The sequence below is a fragment of the Macrococcoides bohemicum genome (assembly GCF_003259675.1).
GTDB lineage: Bacteria > Bacillota > Bacilli > Staphylococcales > Staphylococcaceae > Macrococcoides > Macrococcoides bohemicum.
This window is the reverse complement of the sequence record NZ_PZJG01000004.1, coordinates 209,749-216,219: the sequence shown is the minus strand read 5'-3', so window position 1 is coordinate 216,219 and position 6,471 is coordinate 209,749. Positions and strand designations below refer to the sequence as shown.

Here is a 6,471-nt window from a genome sequence, read left to right as displayed (position 1 = left end):
ATATGGAGTATTATAATTTAGTCAGAAAGAAGAGAAAATTAAAAAGCAAGACTCCTGTAGAATACAGAAATCTTGCTTTAATGAAAGTAGCTTAATAAAAAGTTCAACTTTTTGGGTTCACTACAAATGCGGTTTTTTTATTTTTGTTCTGCTTTATAGCCGAGCATATTGATAATATCTTTTGGACTACTATATACGGGGCTATATGCGATTTCGATATCTTTAAATTCATCTATCGTCAAATTTCCGATCATAGCTGTAGCTATTATATCGATGCGTTTATCTACACCGACTCTTCCAAAGGCTGAAGCGCGTAATATTTTGCGAGATTTCTTATCGTAATAGACATTGATTGAAATTTGTTCTACACCTGGCATATAACCAGCATGATGCTTTTGTGTTTGTTGAACAATTTCATATTCGAAGTTATCCAGCATATTCGGTGTAATACCCACACTTGCAAATGTAAAATCAAATAATCTAATGATATTTGTACCTAGTAATCCTTTAAACTGTACAGACTGGGATTTTACTATATTATGCGCAATAATGTTTGCCGCACGATGCGCACCCCAGGCAAGTGCTATTTGAGCTGGATAATCAACATGTCGATATTTCGTCTGGATAGCATCACCTAAAGCATAGATATAAGAGATATTCGTTTCAAAATATTCATTAACTTTAATATGTCCGCTATCTGTTAATTTTATGCCACTAGACTGTATAAATTGTGTATTGGGTTTAATGCCAAGCGCTGTAATAATCATATCAAAATTAAATTCGCGACCTGATTTTAGATGCACAGTTTTGCCTTCTAGCGTATCCACTTCATCATTTAATAATAATTCTACACCGTTAGCTTCAAGTATTTCTGGTATATGTTTTGTCATATCTGCATCGACAGATTTAAGTAGATGTGAACTGCGATGTAACAATGTAATATTTATGCCGCGATTTTTTAAATTTTCGATGACTTCTAAACCGATGTATCCTCCACCGATGATCAGAATATTTTTCACATTTTCAGAAGTAATAAACCTTTCGATCTTATCAGTATCTTCTAAATTACGGAGCGTAAATACATGATTTCCTTGTAATACTGGTAATTTAATTTGAGTTGCACCAGGTGATAAGATTAAATAATCAAATGTATCAGTAAAAGTACGATCATTTTTAATATCTTTAACAACAATCTCCTTATTTTCAGCTGATACTGAAACAACTTTATGATATGTTTTCACAGTAATTGATTTATTCGTCTTAAATGAAGATTCAGTTGCAGCAATCAGCTTATTGCGAGGTGCAACTTCACCACCTAAATAATAAGGTAAACCACAGTTGGCAAAACTCATATCACGATCTTTTTCATATACAGTAATTTCAGCGTCACTTAATCTTCTGAGTTGAGAGGCTACAGTAGCACCGCCTGCTACTGCGCCTATAACAATAACCTTCATATTTAAAGCCTCTATTCTATATTAAAATAACGTGCTAAGTATTTTCCGATACCGTCTTCATTGTTTGAAACGGTAATATCATCTGCAATTTCTTTTAAATCATTAATCGCATTCCCCATTGCAACACCGGTATTCACAAATTGAATCATTTCATGATCATTATCTTCATCACCAAAAGCAATTGTATTTTCTCTTTTAATGTTAAGATAATCTAGTGCAATTTGAACACCGACAGCTTTATTAATGCCTTTTTTAACAATTTCAATAACCGGGAAAGGAGCACCCCATCGTCTATGTTCTAAATGCTCAGCATAAACATCATCCAGATGTTTATATATATTAGGTATTTCTTTCTCTTCAGCCTGAATGAGTATTGAAGTAGGTGGTTCTTTAATACTATCTAAAAGATTGCCGACCTCAATTAATGGGTTACCCATACTAAAACCTTCAAATAAATATGCATCATGATAATGAAGATAAACATGATCTTTTACTTCTGCGACGATATTCTGAATATTTAAGTGTGGAATCTTTTCGAATATTTCACGTGCCACTTTAAAGTCTAAAGGCTGATGAAAAGTTTCAAAGTTCATATCTGTAGGATGGTGGACGAAAGCACCATTAAAATTAACGATTGGTGTTGTTAATCCAAGTTCTGTATAATATATCTGGCTTGCACGATATGGTCGTCCCGTTGAAATCATAAAATGATGACCTAAAGCCTGTACTTTCTTTATTATTTCTTTTGTATAGGGTGTAATCTGTTGATTGCTATTGAGTAAAGTACCGTCTAAATCGAGGCAAATGAGATGTTGTTCCAAAGTAAAAACTCCTTTAATCAGTATGAAAATTTATTAATTTGAAATATGACTGATATTTGTTATATTAAGATTATAACAAAGAATGAGGTGATATGAATGGAAGAAGCAATGAAAGATAGTATTATGGGTGCATTAGAAAATGTAATTGACCCAGAATTAGGTATAGATATCGTAAATTTAGGACTAGTTTATCACGTTGATATGGATGATGATGGCTTAGTAAATGTAGATATGACATTAACATCAATGGGTTGTCCGATGGGACCTCAAATTATCGATCAGGTTAAAACTGCACTAGGAGAATTACCAGAAGTAAAAGATGTTGAAGTAAATATCGTCTGGAATCCAGTGTGGTCAAAAGACATGATGAGCCGTTACGCTAAAATAGCATTAGGTGTAAGCTAAAAAAAAGAGACATATTTCATGTCTCTTTTTTTATTCTATCTTACATATATTGATTGGACAATTTTCACAATTAATCTGATCTTTTAAATAGTCAATATGTTTTATAGTAATTCGTTTACCTTGAGTTGTTATGATATTTTTTGACTTCAATTCGCTTATAATTCGGTTGACTCCTTCACGTGTTGTACCCCCAAAGGTAGCTAACTCATTATTCGTCATATCAATATTAAGCTGGATGCCGTCATCAGTAGTGATGCCATAAGTATTCGATAGTCTTATTAGAGTCGAGTATACTGCACCTTTCTTACCCAATGTGTATAAATCTCTTAATTTATATTCCTGCTTAGCATTTTCATTTTGAATCCACAATAACCATTCGTAGTTTAATACTTCGTCATTTAATATAGCATTCTCAAACTGTTCAATATCCAGCTTATAAACAGAGACTTTTGTCTTTGTTTTAGCGAATAAAGAATGTTTTTTTAATCCGCAAAATAAGGTTGTAGAACCAAAGATATTTCTTGGGCCAAGTAATTTCATTGAAAATTCTTTACCATCTTCTAATACACGATGAATAACTACATTTCCACTTTTAATGACATATACTGCATTCGCAGGATCCTCTGCCTGATAAATATATTGATTTTGATCATATGTCTCAAGCTTTCCTTCTTCGGTTATATAATTAATTATACTCATTGCTTCATGGTATTCAGTATGTATCATTTGTATCACCCGTAACTTTATTAGATTTAATATATTATATCATACAAGAAATAATGATTTCTTATAAAATTATTACTTTGTGTTTGATTCGAGGTGGATAATTTGTTTTTTATATGAAATGGTTTTATAATGATATTATAGTCAAAGATAGTCAAACTTTTTTGAGGTGATTTCATGAATATAGAAAAGATGACATATAACGTACAGGCTGCCTTAGAATATGCTCAAAATGACGCAGTAGAAGAAAAACTACAGGCGATTGAAGTAGAAAATCTAATGAAACATTTTGTATTGCAAAGTGACAGCATGTTAAATACTGTATTTGAACGCAGTAATTTAGAAATTAAAGCATATGAAAGAATTTTAAATGAAGCGTTAACAAAAATGCCTCGAGTAGAGGGTAATATCCAATATGGACAATATTTAAGCAATGGAATTAATCAGTTACTGAATGTATCAGAAAAAAAGATGGATGAAATGGATGATCATTATATTTCTGTAGAGCATATTATTTTGGCTGCAATTGAAACACATGAACCTACAAGATTGTTTGTCGGTAATAAAGCTGAAGTAATACAAGAAATTATTAATCAGATTAGAGGAGGAAACCACGTGACGACACAAAATCCGGAAGTTCAATATGAAGTATTAAAGAAATATGGACGTGATTTAGTAGAGGAAGTAAGAAACGGAAAAATGGATCCTGTAATCGGTCGCGATGAAGAAGTGCGTAATACGATTCGTATATTAAGCCGTAAAACAAAAAATAATCCGATTTTAATTGGTGAACCAGGTGTAGGAAAAACAGCAATTGTAGAAGGATTAGCACAACGTATTGTAAAAAAAGATGTGCCTGATGCATTACTAGATAAAACGATATTTGAACTTGATTTATCAGCACTTGTTGCAGGCGCAAAATTCCGTGGCGAATTTGAAGAACGTTTAAAAGCAGTGTTGAAAGAAGTAAAAGAATCAGACGGTAAAATTTTATTATTCATCGACGAAATCCATATGTTAGTTGGTGCAGGTAAAACAGATGGTGCCATGGATGCAGGTAATATGTTAAAGCCAATGCTCGCGCGTGGGGAGTTACATTGTATCGGTGCAACAACTTTAAATGAATACCGTCAATATATTGAAAAGGATTCAGCTTTAGAACGTCGCTTTCAGAAAGTTAATGTAGCTGAACCAGATTTAGAAGATACAATCTCTATTTTACGTGGTTTAAAGGAACGTTATGAAGTGCATCATGGTGTAAGAATTCAGGATACAGCACTTGTAGCAGCAGCTGAGTTATCAGACCGTTATATTACAGATAGATTCTTACCAGACAAAGCGATTGATCTTGTAGACCAGGCATGTGCTACGATTCGTACTGAAATGGGCTCAAATCCAACTGAACTTGATGCAGTGAATCGTCGTGTGTTACAACTTGAGATTGAAGAAAAAGCATTGAAAAATGAAACAGATAGTAAGAGTCAAAGCCGTTTATCTGAACTACAACGTGAACTTGCAGATGAGAAAGAGAAACAGCAGGCTTTACAGGCACGTGTTGAGAAAGAAAAATCTCAAATTAGCGTCGTACAGGAAAAACGAGCTGAGCTTGATAAATATCGTACAGCGCTTGAAGAAGCTCAAAGTAACTACGATTTAGGTAAAGCATCTGAATTACAATATGGTAAGATACCGCAAGTTGAGAAAGAATTAGCTGATCTAGAAGATAGTTTAATTGAAGAAACGAAAGGCACTGACCGTTTAATTCGAGAAGTCGTTACTGAAGAAGAAATTGGCTACATTGTGTCTCAGTGGACAGGAATTCCGGTTAGTAAACTTGTAGAAACTGAAAAAGAGAAATTATTAAAATTATCTGAGATTCTACATGAACGTGTAGTTGGTCAGGATGAAGCGGTTGATTTAGTAGCAGATGCAGTTGTCCGTGCACGTGCAGGAATTAAAGATCCTAATCGTCCCATCGGTAGTTTCTTATTCTTAGGACCAACGGGGGTCGGTAAAACTGAACTTGCTAAAACGTTAGCCAGCACTTTATTCGATTCTGAAAAACATATGGTACGTATCGATATGAGTGAATATATGGAGAAACATGCTGTGTCACGTTTGATTGGTGCACCTCCTGGCTATGTTGGCCACGAAGAAGGTGGACAATTAACGGAAGCGGTTCGAAGAAATCCTTATACTGTGCTTTTATTAGATGAAATTGAAAAAGCACATAGCGATGTATTTAATGTATTATTACAGTTATTAGATGAAGGCCGTTTAACAGATTCTAAAGGAAGAATCGTTGATTTTAAAAATACAATCATCATTATGACAAGTAACATCGGATCACAATATTTATTAGACGGTATTGAAAATGATGAAATTACAGAAACAGCAAGAACAAATGTGATGGATGCATTACATTTACACTTTAAACCTGAAATATTAAACCGTATGGATGATATTGTATTATTTAAACCATTAAGTAGAAATGATATGACGTTTATTGTTGATAAAATAGTGCGTGAATTAAATACGCGTTTAGACAGTCGTGGTGTAAAAGTTGAATTAACGGATGAAATCAAGAAATGGATTGCCGACACAGCGTATGAGCCACAGTTTGGAGCAAGACCATTGAAACGATTCGTTCAAAAAGAAATCGAAACACCGTTAGCAAGATTATTGATTAAAGAAGATTATTCAGAAGGCACAGTAATTAAAGTAGATCGCATTAATGATGAAGTTAAATTTATGGTATAAAAAAAAGAGACAGATGTCTCGTTTTTTTAATGCTCTTCGTGTGCTGGAATAGGCTCATTCGGAATTACGTGTGCAATAATAATTGCTAAAATACCAAAAATTACACTAATAATTGTTGCGAATGGTAAGTTTAAGTCATTACCGCCTGCTAAACTCATTAAAACGAAGTTTGCCATTTGAACAAGAATAAATGCCCAAACGAATGTCATAATATATTGCATATGTTTATCCCCCATGAAAGATGTTATATTAATTATTATAAAAGAGTGTACGTCAATTGTATACCCCTGACGTTGAAAGGAACT

General features: G+C 33.5%; 7 protein-coding genes. 3 read left to right on the top strand and 4 right to left on the bottom strand.

Annotated features, from left to right (window positions below; genetic code table 11):
• The first annotated feature begins 2 nt into the window (after nucleotides 1–2).
• On the top strand, nucleotides 3–95 hold the full coding sequence (locus tag BHX94_RS13200) for an IS3 family transposase (protein WP_120787076.1): 93 nt from the start codon (nucleotides 3–5) through the stop codon (nucleotides 93–95).
• A 42-nt stretch (nucleotides 96–137) separates the two neighbouring features.
• On the opposite strand, the gene BHX94_RS08630 is transcribed toward BHX94_RS13200, so the two are convergent.
• Together BHX94_RS08630 and BHX94_RS08625 are read right to left on the bottom strand one after the other, a co-directional pair.
• A complete protein-coding gene (locus tag BHX94_RS08630; protein ID WP_111745903.1) occupies nucleotides 138–1,457 on the bottom strand; it encodes a CoA-disulfide reductase in 1,320 nt (439 codons plus the stop codon).
• 11 nt (nucleotides 1,458–1,468) lie between these two features.
• Nucleotides 1,469–2,278 (bottom strand): Cof-type HAD-IIB family hydrolase, encoded by an 810-nt coding sequence (locus tag BHX94_RS08625; RefSeq protein WP_111745901.1) that lies wholly within the window; start codon nucleotides 2,276–2,278, stop codon nucleotides 1,469–1,471.
• A 96-nt stretch (nucleotides 2,279–2,374) separates the two neighbouring features.
• Here BHX94_RS08625 and BHX94_RS08620 point away from each other — a divergent pair, with 96 nt between their 5' ends.
• Nucleotides 2,375–2,683 (top strand): metal-sulfur cluster assembly factor, encoded by a 309-nt coding sequence (locus tag BHX94_RS08620; protein ID WP_099578638.1) that lies wholly within the window; start codon nucleotides 2,375–2,377, stop codon nucleotides 2,681–2,683.
• 30 nt (nucleotides 2,684–2,713) lie between these two features.
• On the opposite strand, the gene BHX94_RS08615 is transcribed toward BHX94_RS08620, so the two are convergent.
• Nucleotides 2,714–3,409: a Crp/Fnr family transcriptional regulator gene (locus tag BHX94_RS08615; protein WP_111745899.1), complete on the bottom strand. Its 696-nt coding sequence runs from the start codon at nucleotides 3,407–3,409 to the stop codon at nucleotides 2,714–2,716.
• Nucleotides 3,410–3,583: 174 nt separating this feature from the next.
• Between BHX94_RS08615 and clpB the strand changes: the two genes are divergently transcribed.
• The gene (gene clpB / locus BHX94_RS08610) at nucleotides 3,584–6,166 is read left to right on the top strand and encodes an ATP-dependent chaperone ClpB (RefSeq protein WP_111745897.1); all 2,583 of its coding nucleotides are present in this window, start codon (nucleotides 3,584–3,586) and stop codon (nucleotides 6,164–6,166) included.
• 26 nt (nucleotides 6,167–6,192) lie between these two features.
• On the opposite strand, the gene BHX94_RS08605 is transcribed toward clpB, so the two are convergent.
• Nucleotides 6,193–6,387, bottom strand: a complete 195-nt coding sequence (locus BHX94_RS08605) for a YjzD family protein (protein WP_111745895.1) — start codon at nucleotides 6,385–6,387, stop codon at nucleotides 6,193–6,195.
• Nucleotides 6,388–6,471: the final 84 nt, after the last annotated feature.

Coding starts and splice junctions, on each gene's coding strand:
- BHX94_RS13200 (WP_120787076.1), top strand. CDS start 3: ATGGAGTATTATAATTTAGTCAGAAAGAAGAGAAAATTAAAAAGCAAG.
- BHX94_RS08630 (WP_111745903.1), bottom strand. CDS start 1,457: ATGAAGGTTATTGTTATAGGCGCAGTAGCAGGCGGTGCTACTGTAGCC.
- BHX94_RS08620 (WP_099578638.1), top strand. CDS start 2,375: ATGGAAGAAGCAATGAAAGATAGTATTATGGGTGCATTAGAAAATGTA.
- BHX94_RS08615 (WP_111745899.1), bottom strand. CDS start 3,409: ATGATACATACTGAATACCATGAAGCAATGAGTATAATTAATTATATA.
- clpB (WP_111745897.1), top strand. CDS start 3,584: ATGAATATAGAAAAGATGACATATAACGTACAGGCTGCCTTAGAATAT.
- BHX94_RS08605 (WP_111745895.1), bottom strand. CDS start 6,387: ATGCAATATATTATGACATTCGTTTGGGCATTTATTCTTGTTCAAATG.